Raw genomic sequence first — 19566 nt, 5'->3', positions numbered from 1 at the left:
CGCTAAACCACGGAAGCGATCGCCTAAGTCTGACCTACGAAGTCATCATCTGCGACTAAAACGATGGAAACTCTTGCATATCTTCATTTATCTGCCAATTACGAAGACCCTAACTCGGAGCCTCACCAATTTAAATTGTTCCAAAATCGGAACCCGCTTCCAAGTTCAGCATGGATTCGATTACTATCCGTTGCCCTTGCCTTATCCGTTATCGGGACAGCCGGTCATGCATTAGCACTCCAGAGAGGGAATAGCGGTTCTCAAGTCGCCACGCTTCAGAGAAATCTAAAAATCGCAGGCTTCTATAACGGCCCGGTTACTGGATACTACGGTCAATTGACGCAGGCATCCGTCAGCAGTTTTCAGCGAGCAGTTGGACTGAGAGCCGATGGCGTTGCAGGCTCCCGAACTCTAGCAGCTCTAGAAAATCGGGGTGGTAATTATGATGAACCGATTACGGGGGGTGGTTTTGGCAGCAGCACCCTGAAACGCGGCAGCAGCGGTTCCTCCGTAACGAGGCTTCAAAATACTTTGAAAGCCTTGGGCTATTACAACGGGCCAATTACTGGATACTATGGTCGGTTGACCGAGACCTCCGTCACCGGATTTCAGCAGAGCAGAGGGCTATTCGCTGACGGAATCGTTGGGCAAAGAACGAAAGCAGCACTTGCCGCTGACTAATCTTATAGCTTGATGAGATTGAGCTATCTATACTTAATGACATAACTTCCTGTTCCTGGTAGGAACAGGAAGTTATTTTTGTTGAAATGATAACGATGATGGTTTAGGTGAACTTGTACACTGAGGCTGTAATTTGTCCGCAGTTATCATCGGATTTTCCTAAACCATGTCTCCCGAAGTTGTAGAAATTCTTTCCGCAGACGAAATCCGTCGAACCCTCAATCGTATCGCTTCCCAGGTGGTAGAGAAGTCACGCGACTTGTCTGAGTTAGCGCTAGTAGGTGTTTATACCAGAGGCGCTGTATTAGCCAATCTCTTGGCTCGTCAGATAGAAGCGCTCGAACAAGTGCAAGTGCCCGTGGGAGCGCTAGATATTACCTTCTATCGAGATGATTTGGATCAAATTGGCATTCGCACACCCGCCAAAACTGACATCCCTTTCGATCTCTCTGGTAAGACGGTAGTGTTGGTGGATGATGTCATTTATCGAGGGCGTACCGCTCGTGCTGCCCTGAATGCGGTAAATGATTATGGTAGACCAGCGGCGATTTGGTTAGCCGTTCTGGTGGATAGGGGGCAGCGGGAGTTACCCATTCACCCGGATTTCACCGGCAAGAAGTTGCCAACGTCCAAAGAAGAACAAGTGAAGGTTTACTTACAAGAGATTGATGGACGAGATGCTGTGGAATTATTAAAGGTTTAAGCTGTCTTGTCTTCTGTTTCCCTGGTGTGTTGGTGGGAAAATCGAGATTGTTAATAAACCAGTCTGTACAGATTTGTCAGGCGCTGTCTATGCAGAACGTTGGAGATAGTAGATTGATTAATAACCCGGCTCTTACCAAAGAAACCCAGACCCGAAAGGCAGATCATCTAAAAATTTGTCTCGATGAGGATGTGCAATTTCACTCCACAACGAATGGATTGGAAGGCTACCGCTTTAATCACTGTTGTTTGCCGGAGTTAGATCGACGTGAAGTTGATATCTCAACAACATTTTTGGGAAAACAGCTTGGTGCGCCTTTGCTCATTTCTTCGATGACGGGGGGAACGGAACTGGCGAGGATGATTAATTATCGTCTAGCTGCTGCGGCGCAACGCTATAACCTAGCGATGGGCGTGGGTTCCCAGCGGGTAGCGGTGGAGAATCCCCAGGTTGCTTCAACTTTCGCCGTGCGATCGCTTGCTCCCGATATTCTCCTATTTGCGAACTTGGGGGCGGTGCAACTTAACTATACCTATGGAGTTGATGAATGTCTGCGCTCAATTGACTTGTTAGAGGCAGACGCCTTGATTTTGCATCTCAATGCCTTGCAAGAGTGCATTCAACCCAGAGGTGACACCAACTTCCGAGGTTTGCTTGACAAAATTAAAAATCTGTGCAATAAGTTACCAGTACCCGTGATTGTCAAAGAGGTGGGAAATGGCATCTCCGCTGCGATCGCGCAGAAGTTGATTGATGCGGGTGTGAGCGCCATTGACGTTGCCGGTGCCGGTGGGACATCATGGGCAAAGGTGGAGAGTGAACGGGCTGAAAATGCCCAGCAGCGCCGGTTAGGACTAACTTTTGCTGATTGGGGTTTGCCCACAGCAGAATGCATTACCAGTATTCGAGCCATTGCCCCAAATATTCCCTTGATTGCCTCTGGGGGATTACGCAACGGTCTGGAAGTGGCAAAAGCGATCGCGCTAGGAGCCGATCTCGCGGGTCTGGCGTGGCCTTTTCTCCAGGCAGCCGTAGAATCGGAAGACGCCCTTGATGCTTTGGTTGAAGTATTAGTCGCTGAAATCACCACTGTATTATTCTGCACTGGCAATCCCACCTTGTCTGGTCTGAAACAGTCTGGCGCGTTGCAACCATTACGATAACTGTGTTGGAAATGGGAAAGCGATAAGTGAATTCAAAGCTTAAAACTTTTACCCATTCCCAATTACCCATTACCCTAACCCCAGCCTAATGCGTAGTTTCCTAAAACAAACTTTTGCTAGCTTGCTTGGAAGCCTATTCGGACTCATCCTATTTTTCGGTTTGGGAACGAGCGGGCTAATCTTGTTATTGATTGCGGTGGCATCTAAAGATACAGGGCCGGAAGTTGAGGATAAATCCGTACTGGTAATCGATCAGTCTTTGACGATTACGGATAGCGATCCGATATCCAGCACCAGCGAAGCAATCAGCGAAGCTTTATCTGGTGAGGAAAATAATAGCGTGCGGCTGCGAACGGTTTTGAATGCCCTTGAGCAGGCAACTAAAGATAAGCGGATTGTAGGCGTATATCTAGACGGCAGTGGTTCCTCTAGTTCTAGCACCGGGTTTGCCACGCTCAAAGAAGTCCGTTCGGCGCTGGAAAAATTCCGTAAGTCTGGCAAAAAGATTATTGCCTACAACATGGATTTGGGGAAACGGGAATATTATTTAAGCTCAGTGGCAGACACCATTGTGATGAACCCGTTGGGAACAATCGAAATGAACGGTTTGCGTTCTGAGTCGATGTTCCTAACAGGAGCCTTGCAGAAATACGGGGTTGGGGTTCAGGTGATCCGGGTTGGGAAATTTAAGTCAGCGGTGGAACCTTATGTACTCACGAAACTGAGTCCGGAGAACCGACAACAAACTCAGAATTTGTTGGGCGATTTGTGGGGAGACTTTTTGACAACAGTGAGCCAGGGTCGAAAATTAAACCCGAAACAGCTACAAGCGATCGCAGACACTCAAGGAATATTAACCGCACCGGATGCGAAAAAGCGTGGCTTTGTGGATCGGGTAGCGTATCTAGATGAGGTGGTGGCAGACCTGAAAAAGCTAACTGGCAGAACCGAAGAGAATAAAACATTCCGTCAAATTAGCCTTGCTACTTACGCTAGAGCGACTCAAACCGAAGGTAAAGATCGCACTTCTGACAACAAAATTGCCCTACTTTACGCCGAAGGGGAAATCGTAGACGGCGAAGGTGGCTCTCGGCAAGTGGGAGGAGATCGCTTTGCCAGACAGCTGCGACGGCTGCGACTTGATAAAGATGTGAAGGCTGTCGTGCTGCGGGTAAATAGTCCCGGCGGTAGCGCCTCGGCGTCTGAGGTGATTCAGCGAGAGGTACGGCTAACTCGTCAGGTGAAGCCAATCATCGTTTCTATGGGAGATATGGCAGCATCCGGTGGCTACTGGATTTCCACCTATGCTAATCAGATTTACGCCGAACCAAATACCATTACCGGCTCGATCGGTGTCTTTGGGATGCTGCTCAATTTCCAAAAGCTTGCGAATAATAATGGCATCACCTGGGATGTCGTCAAAACTTCCAAATTTGCGGATAGCAATACGGTCTCACGTCCCAAAACGCCTCAAGAATTGGCGATTCATCAGCGATTTGTTAACCAAATTTACGGTCAGTTCCTCAACAAAGTGGCGGATTCTCGAAAACTATCAAAGCAGAAAGTCGCTGAGATTGCCCAAGGACGAGTGTGGTCGGGTCAAGATGCCAAGCAACTGGGACTGGTTGATGAGATTGGCGGTATTGATGATGCGATCAAATCTGCTGCCGTTGCCGCTAAACTGGGTGAGAATTGGGAGCTGGAAGAGTACCCCAAGGTTCGCAGTCTAGAACAACGCATTTTGAAACAGTTTGCGGGTGGGGATAATGCCCAAACCAAGCAGCCATCCGATCTGCTGAGTGCAGAACTCCTCAAGTTACAAGAAGAATTAGTAGCGCTCAAAACAATGAACGATCCTAGAGGTATTTACGCCCGTTTGCCCTATAATTTGCGAATTGATTAGTGCAACGTCCGGAATAGGCAGTTGAAAATGTGGAATATACGGTAACAGTCTTCCGATAGGTAGAGTAGACTGAACGGAACAGCTCACCCAATAATTAAAAGCATCTATCTATGGATAGAAAATCTAACCGCTTTGTCCTGCTGATCGTTTCTTGTAGTGCTGCTGGTATCCTTGTGGGAGGCGTCTCCAACTGGATAGAGAGTAATCAATGTCTGCAAGCCAAAACGCCTACCAGTGAATGCTTGATGCAAGACCCCACGAGCCAAACGATTCAAGGAATGTGTATGGGTTTGATAGCGGGAGCAGGAGCAGCACTGGGTGCTACTTTGCAGCTAAAGCGGCAAGAAGATTAGAAAGTTTGTTCTTAGTAATGAAAGTATCGCTAATTGATAAGATATGTCGAACAATTAGCCATACTTTCATTCCCCTATTAAAATCGATAACGGCGATCGTTTACCCAGAAGCTAATCGGTACTGCACGACCTTGGGCATCCACCTTCGCTTCCACCACAATCGCTTGCCGTTGTCTGTCCGATCGGGCTTGATAAATATCTTGGTTAATTTCATCCCGCCGCGCTTCTGGCATATAGTAGCTTTCTAAGCCGTAGTCGATGGAATTACCGCTAGATTTGCCCTTTAACGCTATCTGATTTGCTGGCAAAGATTTGGGCATCTTGCTACTCACCCGCACGGGTTTCCATGCTTGGGGAGAATTTGTTTTAGCAGCAGGCGCTTCTAAAATCACGTAGAAGCGAATTCCTGTCGGTAAAGAATTTAAAGGCGGTACGGACGGTGGCAAATCCGTTGCTTTTGCTTCGAGGTGTTGTTTCACTAAGGCTTTCCAACCCGGCAGCGATCGCAAATTCTCTTGACGTGAGATGTCATAGCTTAGCGTCTGCGAATAGCCACGCAAGAAATCGTATGGGTCTACGGGAACCGTCTTGAGAACGACCGTTTTCCCAGTGAGGTTAGTGTAAAGTGGCTGGGCAGGTGCGGCAAGAACAATTGCCGTTTGCAACAGGAGAGGCACCCAGAGTCTCCAAGCAGGCATTCGCTTTTGTGGCTCTATGAGAGTCGGAGCGATTGAAGATGATTGAGAAGTGTGCCTCATTAAAAATCCTCTGAGTCAATTTTTAATTTCCAGCGTGCGGACATAGCGCTCGAACCAAAGCCCGATAGCGATCGCAGTGATACCGCACAGAATAAACAGCAAGGATTTGAAGACTAATCCCGTCGCAGACAACACAAACCAAGTCAGAATTCGCACAATTAATAGCATCATGCCCCCCCAGAAGGCGCTGCGTTCTGCTTGTGCTAGCCCTTGGCGCATCAATCCCGCGGCTAACAAGAACAACAGCACATTGCCAATAAAAGTGGCAAGCAGGGGAATTGGCTGGACGGTGAGATGCCAAACGGGTATCCCAGCCATGAAGCAGATAAAGATACCGATGGCAATTGTGGTCAGAATTTCCTCCCGACGAGTGCGAAGGCTTCTGGTAAGCCACAGCAGACGCAACCACGCAAAGATTGCCAACCCACTCAAAATCACTACATCTACCAGGGGAAACCAAGTAACTCTCGCGGATTGCTCCGCAGAAGACATTTTGGATAAAACACCCCAGAACCAAAGCGAGGACGACAGATAAAGTACAACGCCTAGAAATACCAGCGCCAAACGACGGGCGAGGGGTCGAAAGGAACCTCCCCAGCTTCCCCCTTGCCAAGAGGCGGGAAAGATTTGGTTTGGCTTCGGAACCCGATTTAAGTCACTGTAGACCCACAGCGAGTCATCATAGCCCCACAACAGTGCGGGGGGCAGTGCCAAGGCGATCGCTAATACGATACCCGTAGACTTCAGGGAAAATAGATTAAATAGTCCTAAGCTGAGCGGTCGGAGGTTTGCTTCCAAAGAAGAAATAACTGCGATCGCTGCTAGTCCAAAAATCACGCGAGAACGACACCAGTATGCCAGCGGCACAAACATCAAGCTTGCCAACAGCGGCATATGTTGTCCCATCTGGGATGACCAGGAAAACTCTTCATAATAGTAGGAATTTGACCAGCTTGCCCCTTCCCAGTTCCACCAAAAACTCCAGTAACCCAATCCGATAATGATAATTGCCAGCACGCTTAAGGAAGTCAAACGCAAGCTGTAAGCCATTGCTAGTACACCGACTCCCCACGCTAGCAATAACTCATAGAAGGGACCGCTGATGTGAAACATCTGACCCATCAGCCCCATATTTGCCCCTAAAATGATTGCTCCTAAGAGCAAGAATCCATGACCGAGGCGTTGTTGCGCCCCATTCGGACGCCGCCACAAGTAAAAACCAGCAATATTCACTCCAATAAACAAACTCAGTAGCAGCGTTACTTTGCCATTTCGCGGCAACTCCTGCCAGTTTGCTGCTACAAAACTGATCGTCCCCAAGCCAATGAGGATACTCCCCAACCCTAACAAGATCATGACAAAGCGATCGCGGGCAGCAGTCTCCAGCCTATTAAATTGATAACGCTCTGATAACTGTTCGTATAGTTGAGCATCAATCAGCCCCTCAGTTCGCCAAAGATTTGCTTCCTGACGTAACTGACGGCGAAATTTATCTGAAACCATAACCCTCAATTACAATCCGCTCTGTAGTCTAATTTTTTTGACTATAAACTTAGTTTTAACGCCCTCCCATGATGCAATTCAAGGGGATGTGACAGTTAGATTCACTATCTACAGATGGGAAAACCTTCTACGTTACTGCTTAAACTCAGTCGGCGTCTATTCGATGACTTAGGCGAACAAGCAAAGTTTCTTGAACTCTTAATTCATCCTTAACCTTTTCCTCCTTACTTTCTTTGATGTCAGGAAAAAACGGGGAATTTGTCCTTGGCTATTCTTATGCTGACGACTTGGCAATACATTTTTAAGTAATTTAAGGCTAAATAGCATTTAGTTAATAATTAGGGTTTGGAAAAATCTCCAACTCTTTATAGCCTGTCTGCTCATCCATTGTTCTTGAAAAAGTTAATTCTTCGCTAGCTCCGATGACAATTTCAGCAGTTGTATAGATAATACAGCCTTCCATGAGATGTCCGCCGATGGTTTTTCCTTCTTTATTTGCAATGGCGATATGCAGGTGAATGCCAGCCGCTTCCAGAGTGCCATTGAGAGAAATAATTTCAAAATTGTCGTTAAAAGCTGTACTATACCTGTGATTTGCAAAGCGAAGAGTCGCTTTTTTCAAGCTGCCAACTCCGGTTAAGATAAAGCCCGATTGAAGATTTTGCTTGATTGCAAAATCTTGTAAGCTTTTTTTTAAATCTTGATCTGGCTTCAGACGAATAGCAAATACTTTCATTAATTAAAGACTGGTAAATCTACTGGGATTACGCTGATAATTACTAATTGTATCGGTAATTCCATCATACCCATCATGAATTGCCATTCCTAAAATATGCGTAAAGGCTTCTACTTTATATTGATAGGATGCAAACTGTGCCTGAATTGCCGCCTCAGTGTCAAAATCTGAAAGAACAGGTCGAGACTATACTACAACTGTTGCATCAGGAGCCGTCTCTGCGATCGCAAGATGTTACACCCGTACAGACATCCCTCGGAAAAGCGATTTCTCCTAAGTTTGAGATTGTATTTGCGGGTGCTTTTAGTGCGGGGAAATCGATGCTAATTAACGCTCTGTTAGAGCGGGAATTGCTTTACAGTGCAGAGGGACACGCTACAGGTACGGAATGTAAAATTGAGTACGCCGAACCGGATAAAGAACGAGTGGTGCTGACGTTTCTGAGTGAGGTGGAAATTCGGGAACAGGCAAGTGCGGTATCTCAGATGCTGGGATTAGGGACAGCTAGCAATATTAATCAATCTGAAGTGATTCAATTGCTAAGCGATGGATGCCAAGCAATTATCGAGATTGAGGGTGGAGAAAGTAAATCAGAAAGAGCAAAACAAGCGAATGCGCTGATGTTGTTGCTGGAAGGATTTGTTGCCAATCGCGATCGCATCAATACGGTTAATAATGCTACATATTCAATGGAGCAATTTAACTTCTCCAACCTCAAAGAAGCGGCTGGTTATGCTCGTCGTGGCAGTAACAGCGCGGTTTTGAAGCGAATTGAGTATTACTGTTATCATCCGCTGTTGCGGGATGGAAATGTGATTATTGATACGCCGGGAATTGATGCGCCAGTGGAGAAAGACGCACAACTGACCTACGCTAAGATTGAACATCCGGATACGTCAGCGGTGGTGTGCGTTCTCAAACCGGCGTCTGCTGGCGACATGACGAAGGAAGAAACGGAACTGCTGGAGAAAATGCGCTCAAATCCGGGGATACGCGATCGCGTATTCTTTGCCTTCAACCGGATCGATGAAACTTGGTATAACAGTCAGTTAAGGCAACGTTTAGACGGTTTGATTAGCGCTCAGTTTCGAGATACTACTAGGGTTTATAAAACGAGCGGACTATTAGGATTTTACGGCAGTCAGATTAAGCAGACCAGTGGACGCGATCGCTTTGGTTTAGATTCTGTCTTTGCTGATAGTGTTAAAGGCTTGGATGAACGAGAAGAAACACCACAATTTGTTACAGCCTTTAATAACTACTGCGCGAATTCTGGAAAATTACCTCCTAACAAGTTCCGGATTTCCGTTAATAGCTACGAATCCCCAAATGAAAATTACGTGCGGATTTTAGCTGAACAAGGTACACCTATCATTCAACAGTTAATTCAAGATAGTGGAATAGAAGAGTTTCGCGCTGCTGTTACAGACTATCTTACCAAAGAGAAGCGTCCTCAACTGTTCAAGAATCTAGCTGACGATCTCGAAGATGCCTGCATTAGTCTGAAGAAACATTACCAATCTGCGCTGCGCGACTTGGATAGCCAACCCCGCGAAATTGAGGCAATGAAGACGCAGGAATTACAACGTCTTAACCAGCAGTTACAGCAAATTGGTCAAGAATTTCACCAGCATATCACAGAAGAATTAAATCAGGTTGTAACAGGTCAATCCAGTGCTTTCGAGGCAGATTTTCGCCAACTGCAATCTCGGATGGTTCGTCGTTTAGATGAGTTGCTGGATACTTTCTCGGTTGCAGATGCTTATAGTCGCGCTATCCTCAGCCATCCTCGCAATTCTACAGCACCTTTGATTGCTGTTTTAGTTGAGGCGCTTTATTACTTGGCAAATCAACTAGAGGATATTTTGAAAGAGTCTTGTCAGGAAGTAGTTACTAACCTATTCCAGCGTTTAGTTGAACAAGTTCGCAAATCTGATTACTATCGCCAGCTTTATCGTTTGCTAGGCAATGATGGCGGGATTGAGCAAAAGTTAAAAGAGATAGAAAAACAGGTTCATCATGCTTTAGTCAATGCAGCAAGTGACGAATGCAATCGCTATGTCCGTGAAAGTCCTCGCTTTTACGATGAAGGTACTTTCTCGATTTATCAATTTCGGCAAACGTTGTTGCAAACTTCCCAAAGTTATGGTTGTGAAAGTATGATAGCAGCAGAACCGGCAATCCGTCAGTTGTTAAAGTTAGATTTTGAGCCAAAAGTCAAAGCAACAATTAGTAGTGGTTTTCCAGCAACCGTTAATCAAACTCTCACCACTAATTTATTGCCAATGGCAGCGCATCAAGCTGATGAAATATTACAGCAGTACACTCAAGCTCGTGCTTATTTAGAGCAAACACTAGAACAAGAAGCTGAGGAAAAAATTGCTAACAATCGCCGTTTGCAAAGTACAGTTGAGCAAAAAATAGCGGCTTACAACTCTGCGGTTGCCAGTATCAATGGTTGTTTGCAGGCGATAGGCTTGTACGATCGTCAACTGCCTGTAATTGCTGATTCTGATGTTAGCTCAATTGAGCCTAGTTTAGAAGCTGCCAAGGTTAGCGCTATGGGTAATGGAGTTGTTCATTCAGAAGCATAGTTCATCATAGCCTTGGCGATTGGAAATCGCGGCTACACAAACGAAACCCGCCTACGCGGGTTTCAAATCTATTACTCCGCGTATGTGAACTTTGTTTATACAGCCGCGAACTCTATTTGCTGGTTCTTGTAAAAATAAATAGTTGGAGATTAGCATGGAAAACTGGATAGACGTGATAGATTTCAACGAAGATGATGTTTTTTCATTTCCAGAACTATTCAAAGTCGGTAAAGTCAAGAAAGCAGTGAATGAAGCATCCCATACCGACTCAGTAGTAGAGGCGCTAATTTATTCATTATCATTTAAAGAAGTATCAATAAATAAGATTGATAACCTTCGACCTCCCAATATATTATTTAAAAAAGGTATAGATTGTGAAATACTCAGAATCGGTGCTAAGGGCTGGAAAAAAGGAAGACTTAGACTCAAACTCCAAGTTGCTGTAGAGTTTTGTCCTGATGAACCTGATGCTGAAAAAATACCAGAGATTAGCCAATCGGAATCGCCGCTTGACGATCTTCGGAAGATGATTAATCAAGAAAATTAGGAGAGAAATTGATAAAAAAAAACCCTAGATTTTTATTCATCTAGGGGGTAATTACTATTACTAATACTATTTACCGCTATAGTAAAAAGCGATTTCTTTTTCTTTCAGCGGTGCAAAGTCGGCGTCGATTAGCATCTGGTTGAGTTCTTCCTGAGGAATATGCTTAGCGCCGATGCGAACAATCCTCGAACGCATCGTATTGGATACGCCGCTGCGCTGCCGCCCAGCTTCCAGCCCCATTACTTTTGTGTATAATTCTAGTTTTGGTGTTGGAATCGGGGAACCGTCAAAATCAATTCCCTGAGCGATCGCTACATCAATCGCATCAGCACCTGTAGTTGTTTGATTGTCTGGATTCATTGCAGCGTGGGATCGTGTTTACAAGAGCATTTTATGACTAAAACGCCCAGAATTCGCATCCCGGCAGAAGTGAGGAAGTATGTGTTTCAGCGCGATCGCTGTCAGTGCCAAAGTTGCGGCAAAACGGCGCTAGAAGCAAACCTCACGATTGACCACATCATACCGCTCTCTCGTGGCGGTTCTAATGACATCAGCAATCTACAAACCCTCTGTCTCCCCTGTAACCAGCGCAAAACCAACCATTTAGATCCTCGGTTCCGGCGTTATTTCGATCTTTAATCTAGAAAACACACCAGACTCGGTTTTAAAAATATACTGTCCGCGCAGCGCTGCTAACACTCCGTCATTTGGCAGGCAGAAAAAAACCGCCTCTAGCATGAGTCAGGGCGGTCTTCCTAAGCAATCGGAGGGTAGATAATAGATTACGCTGATGATTTTGTAGCCTACTGTAACAGAATTTACCGAATCTGCCTCAAAGTTGTTTATTTGATAGCTTTCCAAACCCAGTTTTGATAAAAACCGAGTTTTTTTATCGATAAACTCTTATCGTCCTGCGTAGGCATTCATCGGTTCCTTGATAAACCGAATGTAAAGATGCCTAAACGTGGACTTAATCACGCGAGGCATCGCGAAGTCGATAGGCATCATGTTAGTAGGAAGTTGCCAATCCAGCACCTTTAGATCATCCGGATGCAGTTGGGGAAAGTCAATTTCCTCCACATTTGTGCATAGCCCTAATCTTATCGAAGCCGCCATAGTAGGGACGTTGAGAGGATCTACATTGAGAATTTCCACAATCGCCCGATCCAGGGCAAATACATCAGACGATGCCGCTAAAATTCCTAAAAAGCGAGGTTCCCCACCGCTGGGGCCGTTCCCTTCATGCCCAATGATTGCATCTAAAATCGTTAGGGTAGGATTAATTGCCCTTGCAGTTTCTACTAACATTTCCCCAAATCGGGCGCTATCTTTCCCTGCTTCCATGTGCCACCAAGCTTTCATTTTTCCCGGTACGCAACCGAATAAGTTTTTAACGCCCATTGTCATCGTTAGCTGACAGTGAGATTTCAGTTTAGGCAGATTGATTACCACATCTGCATCCATTGCTTCTTTGCACAACAACAGATGGTTGAACCCTTCGCTAACGGTTTCGTAACGCTTCCCTGTAAATTCCACTAGCGGCAAATTGAGTTCTTCCATGAGAGGAAGATAACCATTTGCCTTTGCCACACCCATCGCACTGCCAAACGCGGGACTATCCCCCAGGAAAGGCTTGCCACCCGCTTCCTGTACCAGTTTGGCAACACAGTGAACCAGTTCGGGACGGGTGACGCATTCTTTACTCGGATGTCCGCCAGTGAGTAAATTGGGCTTCAGGAGAACGCGATCGCCTGCTTTGACAAAAGCTTTGATTCCTCCCAACGGTTCCAGCAAACTTTCTACCGATTCTCGCAATAGTTGCCGATCGTAGGAATTCGCACGAATTAAACTAACGGAAGGTTTCATGATTCTGCGTTTGTAATTGAGGATTGAGCGAATACAAGAATTTTGAATCAATTAAAGCGAGAATTGCCAGTCTCCAATTCTTCATGAAGACCTGGCAATTCTTAATCTAAAATCTCAAATTCTCAGCGATTGCTGCCACGAGTCAGGGCAGTTACCCGCTGGGCATTCGAGAAGACATCTTCTCCCTGGAGGTGAGGAATCGGGGGCTTCACCTCAACTTTGGTAATATTGGCGGTGTTAATAAAAACCGTTTCTTCAGGTAAGTGGAGAATCCACCAAGATTTATCTAAAAGCCGACGGACTTCTTGCCGAATTTCCTGCTTTGTTTCTAAGCCTTCCTCTACTGACTCATAGATAGTAAAGGATTCTGTGTGCCCATCAATATAGTGAAAAGTTAACTGGGTCAAACCATCATGACTATGCATAGAACGAGACTCCTGGGTAGAAAGTTTTGAGTTTTGGATAGATGCAAATTTTGGTGTATCTACAACTCTGGACGCTGCACTCCTGACATAGCACTCATTTCCTCCAAGTCTAAGACCTTGGCTAGTTCTTCGGAACTCATCAAACCTCGTTCTAGGACAATTTGCCGCAAGGATTTGCCAGTTTCGAGAGATTCTTTGGCAACAGCAGCCGCGTTGAGATAGCCGATGTGGGGATTGAGGGCAGTGACGAGGGCGAGGCTTCCTTCTGCATAGGCAAGGCAGCGATCGCGATTGGCGGTAATTCCTTCCAAACAACGCTGTGTTAGTGCGCTTAAGGTATTGCCCAAAATTTCAATACTGTGAATCAAGTTATAGGCAATCAGCGGCATCATCACATTTAACTCTAACTGTCCCGCTTGGGCAGCTAAAGCGATCGCCGAATCGTACCCCATTACCTGAAAACACACCATCGAAGTCATTTCTGCCATCACAGGGTTATATTTCCCTGGCATAATCGACGATCCAGGCTGTACTGGCGGTAGCTGAATTTCCTTTAAACCTGTTTTTGGCCCGGAATCCATCAGCCGTAAGTCATGGGATATCTTGACGCAATCCTGGGCTAAGTTCCGCAGGCTACCAGAAACGCTGACAAAAGGTGCCATACTCTGCATTGCCGCCATCAGATGAGGGGCTGGGCGCAAGGGTTGGTCGATTAATTCTGATAATAATTGGGCAACGCGATCGCAGTATTGGGGATGGGTATTTAACCCAGTTCCCGCCGCGCTTCCACCCAAACCCAGCGCCATCAAATCTTCAGATGCCCTCTCGATGCGAATCATGTGTTCTGCGAGAATTTGCCCCCAAGCGCGGAAGTTTTCGCCCAGTCGTACGGGTACGGCGTCTTGCAGATGGGTTCTGCCAGATTTGACGACATCTTGAAATTCCTCAGCCTTGTTATCCAAAGCTGCGATCGCATCGGCTAAAGCTGGGTACAGTGTCCTCTCCAGCGCCACCAGCGCCCCAATCCGAATCGCCGTGGGAATTACATCGTTCGTCGATTGACCGTAATTAACATGATCGTTGGGACTGACGCGCTTGTAATTGCCTTTTTCATCGCCCAGCAGTTCCAGCGCCCGATTCGCCAATACTTCGTTGATATTCATGTGGTGCGAAGTCCCCGCACCCGCCTGGTAGACATCCACGACAAACTGATCGCGGAACTTCCCGGAAAGCACTTCATCCGCCGCCTGGACAATTACCTGACTGATGTCTTGGGGAATGCAGCCAAGTTCCCCATTTGCGATCGCTGCTGCTTTCTTAATCAGCACGCAAGCATCAATATAAGTGGGCAACGGTTTAATTCCACTAATCGGGAAATTTTCAATCGCCCGTAGCGTCTGAATGCCGTAGTACACGTTATCCAAGATTTGGCGATCGCCCATTGAATCGCGTTCGATGCGGTAGGTTCTACCTATCTGTTCAGTCATGTTAGTCGTCTATGGATTCTTTTAGATGAGATCATCCCATGTCTAGCTGGGGGATGCGATGAGTCAGTCTTCAGATTTGGCAGCATTCTTTTCTCAGAAGGATTACGCAATACCGGCGCAATCCTTCTGAGAAAAGATCCGTCTAAATCCCATTTCACCTGAAGGTCGGCACAAATAAATTGTTAGAAGTGTCTACTGACAAGACTGGTGTCACCTAGAATCTGAAATCCCAAATCGAAAATGGGATAACCCCTGCCCAAGGTTTCTAATCCTGCCCTAAGACAGAGGGAAGCGGAGTCAATTTCTTATAGAAGAGAATATTTATCGCTCCTCCCTTGGCACCCAGTAGGTGAGAGAGAGGTTAAATAAGGATTACCGTACCGACTGCTTAAGGAAATTTTTTATTGTCTCTAGCGGCTGAATCCCTTGCCCAGCGGTCATCTAGAATTTATCGTTCTTGCTTTGAATGTATTTTAGAAAGGGATTTACCGTCTTGATGTTGACTTATGTTATTGTTTTGGGAATCTTAAATACAAGATCCTCCTAAAGTAAGATGCAAAATTCTATGGGTCAAACTATTAGCCTCGAAGCAGAATTCTTCTTCCAGCAAGGACTACGCCAGCTTCAGTCGGCAAAATATGAAGCGGCGATCGCTTGTTTAGACAACGCCCTCAAGTGCGAACCCAATTACCCCGATGCCTTATCGCAGCGGGGTTTTGCCCTAGGGAATTTAGGTCGCCATGAAGAAGCGATCGCCAGCTTCGACAACGCCTTGTCAATTCAACCTGATGCTTCTTGGGTTTGGTTCAACCGGGGTATTGCGCTGGGGAAATTATGTCGCTACGAACAGGCGCTTAATAGCTTTGATCGCGCCATAGAATTTAACCCGGATGCTTCCGCTGCGTGGCACAACCGGGGCATTACCTTAATTGACTGGGGTTTCTATGAAAAAGCGGTCGCCAGCTTTGACCGCACGCTGAAGCTGCGTCCAGACGCCTACTGGGCATGGTACAACCGAGGCAATGCTCTTGCCCAACTCAATCACTACGAACAGGCGATACATAGCTATGACCGAGCGATTGAGTTTAAACCAGATTCCTGCAATGCTTGGTACAACCGAGGGATTACCCTAAATGATTGGGGGCTTTATGAAAAGGCAATTTCTAGCTTCCAAAGAAGTTTGGAAATTAATTCGGAATACTACAAAGCTTGGTTCAACCAAGCCATTGCTCTAGGGAAATTAGCTCGCTACGAAGAAGCGATCGCTGCTTGTGATAAAGCGTTACAACTTCAGACTGACTACCCCACCGCTTGGTATAACAAAGCTTGCTACTATGCTTTGCTGGGCAATGTCGAGCAGACAGTCCACAACTTGCAACAAGCGATTCGTCTGAGTGAGGAAAAATATCGGGAAATGGCGAAATACGACCCAGATTTCGACGCAGTTCGCGATCAAGATTTGTTTGAGGCGCTGCTGGAAGCACCCAGGTTTTGATCCAGTTTTATTGCTCATTCCCCCTCAATGTAGGGTTGGAGATAGACGCCTCCACCCTACCTAAATCTGTTCAATCGAGCAATTCTTTAGCGATCGTAACCAGTTCTTCCACGGTATAAGGTCTTCCTGGTGTCTCCAACTATGTGAACGGCGCTAAGTCTCCTATATCGTCTACTTTGGGTTTGATTACAGGTAAATTCCCAACCGCCACAGCTTGTTTTTTACAATTACCTGTTCGCCCCAGTAGTTAATTCATCATTTTCTCAAAGTCGTCCAAAGACACTCCACGATCTTCATTTTGGTGCCCCCTAATGTCATGAATGCGCCAAGCAGGGCGACAGCACTGGGCATCTCTGCGTAGCTTAACACTATAGTTCTCATGCTGCTCTAGAAGCAAAGGTTAGGATCTGGGGAAGAGTGCAATTCTTCAGACACGTTCATCAACAGATCCTCTTCTCATCCACATGACCAGTCAGCCATACTACATCTCCCGCAAGCCAGCAGAAGACTTTCTTACAGCCTTTGCCAAAGCATTAGAGGAGCCAGCCTCACACCCCCTGCTGTTTCACGTTTACGGCATTGGAGGAATCGGCAAAAGCACTCTGCTAGAGAAATTGCAACAGACGCACCAGCAGGCTTGTATTGCCAAGTTTGACTTCAGCGGTAAGACAGGGATTAGAGAAACACCCTTGAAGGTGATGGCAACCTTGTACGAGCAATTGCCCAAACCTGACCTCTGGAAACGAGAATTATTTAAGTCCGACCCTTTCAATAAGCTTTACCAGCAATACAACCAGACACTTACGCGGCTGGAAGATGAACCCATTGAAGGCAAGCAAGTCGTTGAAGAGGATCAACGCAACTTAGTAAAAGAACTAGGCTCTGCTGCTGTGTATGGATTGGGTGCATTGCTTCTAGCACCAATTGAGCCTGTGTCCGCAATGGGTTTGGGAGCTAATGCTCTTGCCGAGACAACAAAAGGCACGGTGACAGGGGTGAGCGCAATTAAAGAGCGCGTCCTGCTCAAGCATCCAGCAACCAAGCGGGATAAACAGCTGCAAGAACTATTGCTGGAACCCATACCCCAGTTAACTAAAGCATTTGTGCAGGGATTACTCCATATCCAAAATGCGCGGTTGAGCCAGATCCAGCAGGTGCAAAACCCTCCAATAATACTCGTACTAGACCATTATGAAAAAGCGACCTCAGATATTAACCTTTGGCTGTCCGAGTATCTGCTAAAAGAGAAAGATTTGCAACCTCAGCCGATTCGCATTGTGGTGGCAGGGCGATATTCTTTGAAGAAGAAGTCCCAGAAGATTCGGAATTTAATCTATGAAAGGGAGCTAGAGAGATTTGATAAAAGGCAGACTGAGGCATATCTCAAGAAAATTGGGATTACTGAGCCTAGGGAGATTCAGCAAATTTATAAAGCGACAGATGGGTTTCCCTTCCATCTTGACTTGATTAGACAGCAGCACGAAGAAGGCAGAAAGATTAACTGTTCTCGTGACAATAGAGAACTTGTTGATCGATTGCTGGAGGATTTGACTCCGGCGCAAAAACAGGTAATGCAACTGGCAGCTTACTGTCGCTGGTTTGATGAATCATTAATTCAGAAACTGATAGTAGCTAACGGCTTAGATTTTCAAACAGGCGCGGATACAAGCCTTAATTGCTTTGAATGGTTAAGTCAGCAAGAGTTAGTTATAGAAGACGACCACTTTTACCTCAAAGATGTGGCGCGAGATGTATTGCGAAGATGGCAGTGTAAGGCGAACCAGAGAAAGTTTCGTGAAACCCATGCTTTACTAGCTAAATACTTTGAGCGGTTAGCAAACGAAGAAGTCCACCCAGATAATGCGCCCCCAGATCAATACGAAAATTCTAAATGGCGTGAATATACTGCTGAATCTATCTATCATGCTCTATTTGCTAATCGAGATTCTGGTCAGCGTCAGTTAATGACCCATTTCTTTGCTGGCACATATCTGAATCAAATTGGAGTAGTGATGCCCCCCTTTGCATCTGTTGCAGCTGAAGCAGAGATTGAGGATTACGAACTGTTGCCCGATGATACACGAAAGTTTTTAGACAACATAAACCTTGCCATTGGGTTAGGCTGGCAAGTGTTAGGTAGCTATCCAGATAGCTATGAATTTAAACTTGAGCAGATTGGCGATATCAAGCCACAAATAGAAGCATCTTTAAAACATTGTCTGGGGAAAGTGGACTCCTTGGACGGGCTAGCTAAATATACAGGGCTAATGTACCAATTCATACGCTGTCATCCCAGCCAGCGATTGGATTTACTGCTTCGAGCAAAGGAGCAAGTAGAACAAATTTTAACTCCAACCCATCCTGAATTTAACAGCAGTCTCTTTTTTAATGTAGGCAATGGCTTTTATCAAATAGGACGCTATGAAGAGGCGATCTCTAGCTTTGATAAAGCTTTGGCAATTAAAGACGACTTCCCCGAAGCCTGGTGCAACCGGGGCGCTGCGCTATTGAACTTAGGTCGTGATCAAGAGGCGATCGCTAGCTGCGATAAAGCCTTGGCAATTAAAGACGACATCCCCGAAGCTTGGTTCAACCGGGGCGGTGCGCTAACGAAGTTAGGTCGTGATGAAGAGGCGATCACTAGCTGCGACAAAGCCTTGGCAATTAAAGACGACATCCCCGAAGCCTGGCTCAATCGGGGCAGTGCGCTAGTGAGCTTAGGTCGTTATGAAGAGGCGATCGCTAGCTGTGATAAAGCCTTGGCAATTAAACCCGACATCCCCGAAGCTTGGGAAAATCGGGGCATTGCGTTACGGAACTTAGGTCGTTATAACGAAGCAATCATCAGTTGCGATAAAGCCTTGGCAATTAAACCCGATTACCCCGGAGCTTTGAGCTATAAGGGTTTAGTACTAAGTTTATTAGGTCGTTATGACGAAGCAATAGCTAACCAAGAAAAAGCGTTGAAATTGCAACCGGAAGAGCCTGTATTGTGGGTCAATCATGGTATAGTTCTGGCTCGCTCAGGAAGCTACGAAGAAGGGCTGGCTAGTTGTGACAAAGCTTTAGAACTGCAACCTAATGATGAGAGTGGTTATTACGGCAAAGCTTGCTGTTATGCCTTGCAAAGCGACTCTTATATGGCAATTGAAAACCTGCAACAGGCAATTAATTTGAATTCTCCTCGATGCCGCAGGGAAGCGAAAACAAACCCAGACTTTGACAGCATTCGCTCAGATTTGCGGTTTCAAGCGTTGATGCAAGAAAACACAAATTAACTGGCAAATGCCAATAGATTCTCGCGGGCGGTACTACAGGATTTGCACTAGCAGAATTTAAGGCTGCAAGTTTA

Annotated in this window: 17 protein-coding genes; 10 read left to right on the top strand and 7 right to left on the bottom strand. The window is 46.1% G+C overall.

What is annotated here, in order from left to right:
• Positions 1 to 63 precede the first annotated feature (63 nt).
• From NC997_RS19835 to NC997_RS19815, 5 genes are all read left to right on the top strand, one after another.
• The gene (locus NC997_RS19835) at positions 64 to 681 is read left to right on the top strand and encodes a peptidoglycan-binding protein (protein WP_190525158.1); all 618 of its coding nucleotides are present in this window, start codon (positions 64 to 66) and stop codon (positions 679 to 681) included.
• A 166-nt stretch (positions 682 to 847) separates the two neighbouring features.
• The gene (gene pyrR / locus NC997_RS19830; RefSeq protein ID WP_190410797.1) at positions 848 to 1384 is read left to right on the top strand and encodes a bifunctional pyr operon transcriptional regulator/uracil phosphoribosyltransferase PyrR; all 537 of its coding nucleotides are present in this window, start codon (positions 848 to 850) and stop codon (positions 1382 to 1384) included.
• Positions 1385 to 1473: 89 nt separating this feature from the next.
• Entirely contained in the window at positions 1474 to 2547 is a 1074-nt protein-coding gene (gene fni, locus NC997_RS19825) for a type 2 isopentenyl-diphosphate Delta-isomerase (protein ID WP_190525156.1), read from the top strand.
• An 88-nt stretch (positions 2548 to 2635) separates the two neighbouring features.
• Positions 2636 to 4450 (top strand): signal peptide peptidase SppA, encoded by a 1815-nt coding sequence (gene sppA, locus NC997_RS19820; protein WP_190525154.1) that lies wholly within the window; start codon positions 2636 to 2638, stop codon positions 4448 to 4450.
• 110 nt (positions 4451 to 4560) lie between these two features.
• Positions 4561 to 4803, top strand: coding sequence for a hypothetical protein (locus NC997_RS19815; RefSeq protein ID WP_190410800.1), 243 nt, complete (start codon positions 4561 to 4563; stop codon positions 4801 to 4803).
• Between the two features lie 77 nt (positions 4804 to 4880).
• Here the strand turns inward: NC997_RS19815 and NC997_RS19810 are convergent, their stop codons facing one another.
• From NC997_RS19810 to NC997_RS19800, 3 genes are all read right to left on the bottom strand, one after another.
• Complete coding sequence (locus NC997_RS19810) at positions 4881 to 5561, bottom strand: GDYXXLXY domain-containing protein (protein WP_190525152.1); 681 nt, start codon at positions 5559 to 5561, stop codon at positions 4881 to 4883.
• A 15-nt stretch (positions 5562 to 5576) separates the two neighbouring features.
• Positions 5577 to 7064: a DUF2157 domain-containing protein gene (locus NC997_RS19805; RefSeq protein ID WP_190525150.1), complete on the bottom strand. Its 1488-nt coding sequence runs from the start codon at positions 7062 to 7064 to the stop codon at positions 5577 to 5579.
• A 331-nt stretch (positions 7065 to 7395) separates the two neighbouring features.
• A complete protein-coding gene (locus NC997_RS19800; RefSeq protein WP_190410803.1) occupies positions 7396 to 7800 on the bottom strand; it encodes a PPC domain-containing DNA-binding protein in 405 nt (134 codons plus the stop codon).
• A gap of 137 nt (positions 7801 to 7937) precedes the next feature.
• On the opposite strand from NC997_RS19800, the gene NC997_RS19795 reads away from it, so the two are divergent.
• Both NC997_RS19795 and NC997_RS19790 read left to right on the top strand, forming a co-directional pair.
• Positions 7938 to 10394 carry a dynamin family protein gene (locus NC997_RS19795; protein WP_190525229.1) on the top strand — a complete coding sequence of 819 codons (2457 nt, stop codon included), beginning with the start codon at positions 7938 to 7940 and terminating at the stop codon, positions 10392 to 10394.
• A 154-nt stretch (positions 10395 to 10548) separates the two neighbouring features.
• Positions 10549 to 10941 (top strand): KGK domain-containing protein, encoded by a 393-nt coding sequence (locus tag NC997_RS19790; RefSeq protein WP_190525148.1) that lies wholly within the window; start codon positions 10549 to 10551, stop codon positions 10939 to 10941.
• Between the two features lie 66 nt (positions 10942 to 11007).
• Here NC997_RS19790 and NC997_RS19785 read toward each other — a convergent pair whose 3' ends face one another.
• A complete protein-coding gene (locus tag NC997_RS19785) occupies positions 11008 to 11301 on the bottom strand; it encodes a DUF4090 family protein (RefSeq protein WP_190410805.1) in 294 nt (97 codons plus the stop codon).
• 33 nt (positions 11302 to 11334) lie between these two features.
• On the opposite strand from NC997_RS19785, the gene NC997_RS19780 reads away from it, so the two are divergent.
• On the top strand, positions 11335 to 11580 hold the full coding sequence (locus NC997_RS19780; protein WP_190410806.1) for an HNH endonuclease: 246 nt from the start codon (positions 11335 to 11337) through the stop codon (positions 11578 to 11580).
• Positions 11581 to 11844: 264 nt separating this feature from the next.
• Here NC997_RS19780 and NC997_RS19775 read toward each other — a convergent pair whose 3' ends face one another.
• The 3 genes from NC997_RS19775 to NC997_RS19765 form a co-directional block, all read right to left on the bottom strand.
• On the bottom strand, positions 11845 to 12807 hold the full coding sequence (locus tag NC997_RS19775; protein WP_190525146.1) for a DUF362 domain-containing protein: 963 nt from the start codon (positions 12805 to 12807) through the stop codon (positions 11845 to 11847).
• Between the two features lie 122 nt (positions 12808 to 12929).
• Positions 12930 to 13232 (bottom strand): hypothetical protein, encoded by a 303-nt coding sequence (locus NC997_RS19770; protein WP_190410808.1) that lies wholly within the window; start codon positions 13230 to 13232, stop codon positions 12930 to 12932.
• Positions 13233 to 13291: 59 nt separating this feature from the next.
• Positions 13292 to 14719: an aspartate ammonia-lyase gene (locus NC997_RS19765; RefSeq protein WP_190525144.1), complete on the bottom strand. Its 1428-nt coding sequence runs from the start codon at positions 14717 to 14719 to the stop codon at positions 13292 to 13294.
• Between the two features lie 565 nt (positions 14720 to 15284).
• Between NC997_RS19765 and NC997_RS19760 the strand changes: the two genes are divergently transcribed.
• On the top strand, positions 15285 to 16214 hold the full coding sequence (locus NC997_RS19760) for a tetratricopeptide repeat protein (protein WP_190525142.1): 930 nt from the start codon (positions 15285 to 15287) through the stop codon (positions 16212 to 16214).
• A 464-nt stretch (positions 16215 to 16678) separates the two neighbouring features.
• Positions 16679 to 19492: a tetratricopeptide repeat protein gene (locus NC997_RS19755; RefSeq protein ID WP_242031259.1), complete on the top strand. Its 2814-nt coding sequence runs from the start codon at positions 16679 to 16681 to the stop codon at positions 19490 to 19492.
• Positions 19493 to 19566: the final 74 nt, after the last annotated feature.

It is taken from the genome of Trichocoleus sp. DQ-A2 (assembly GCF_039961915.1).
Lineage (GTDB): Bacteria > Cyanobacteriota > Cyanobacteriia > Cyanobacteriales > FACHB-T130 > FACHB-T130.
The sequence above is the reverse complement of the archived record's forward strand: the minus strand, read 5'-3'. Positions and strand labels throughout refer to the sequence as shown.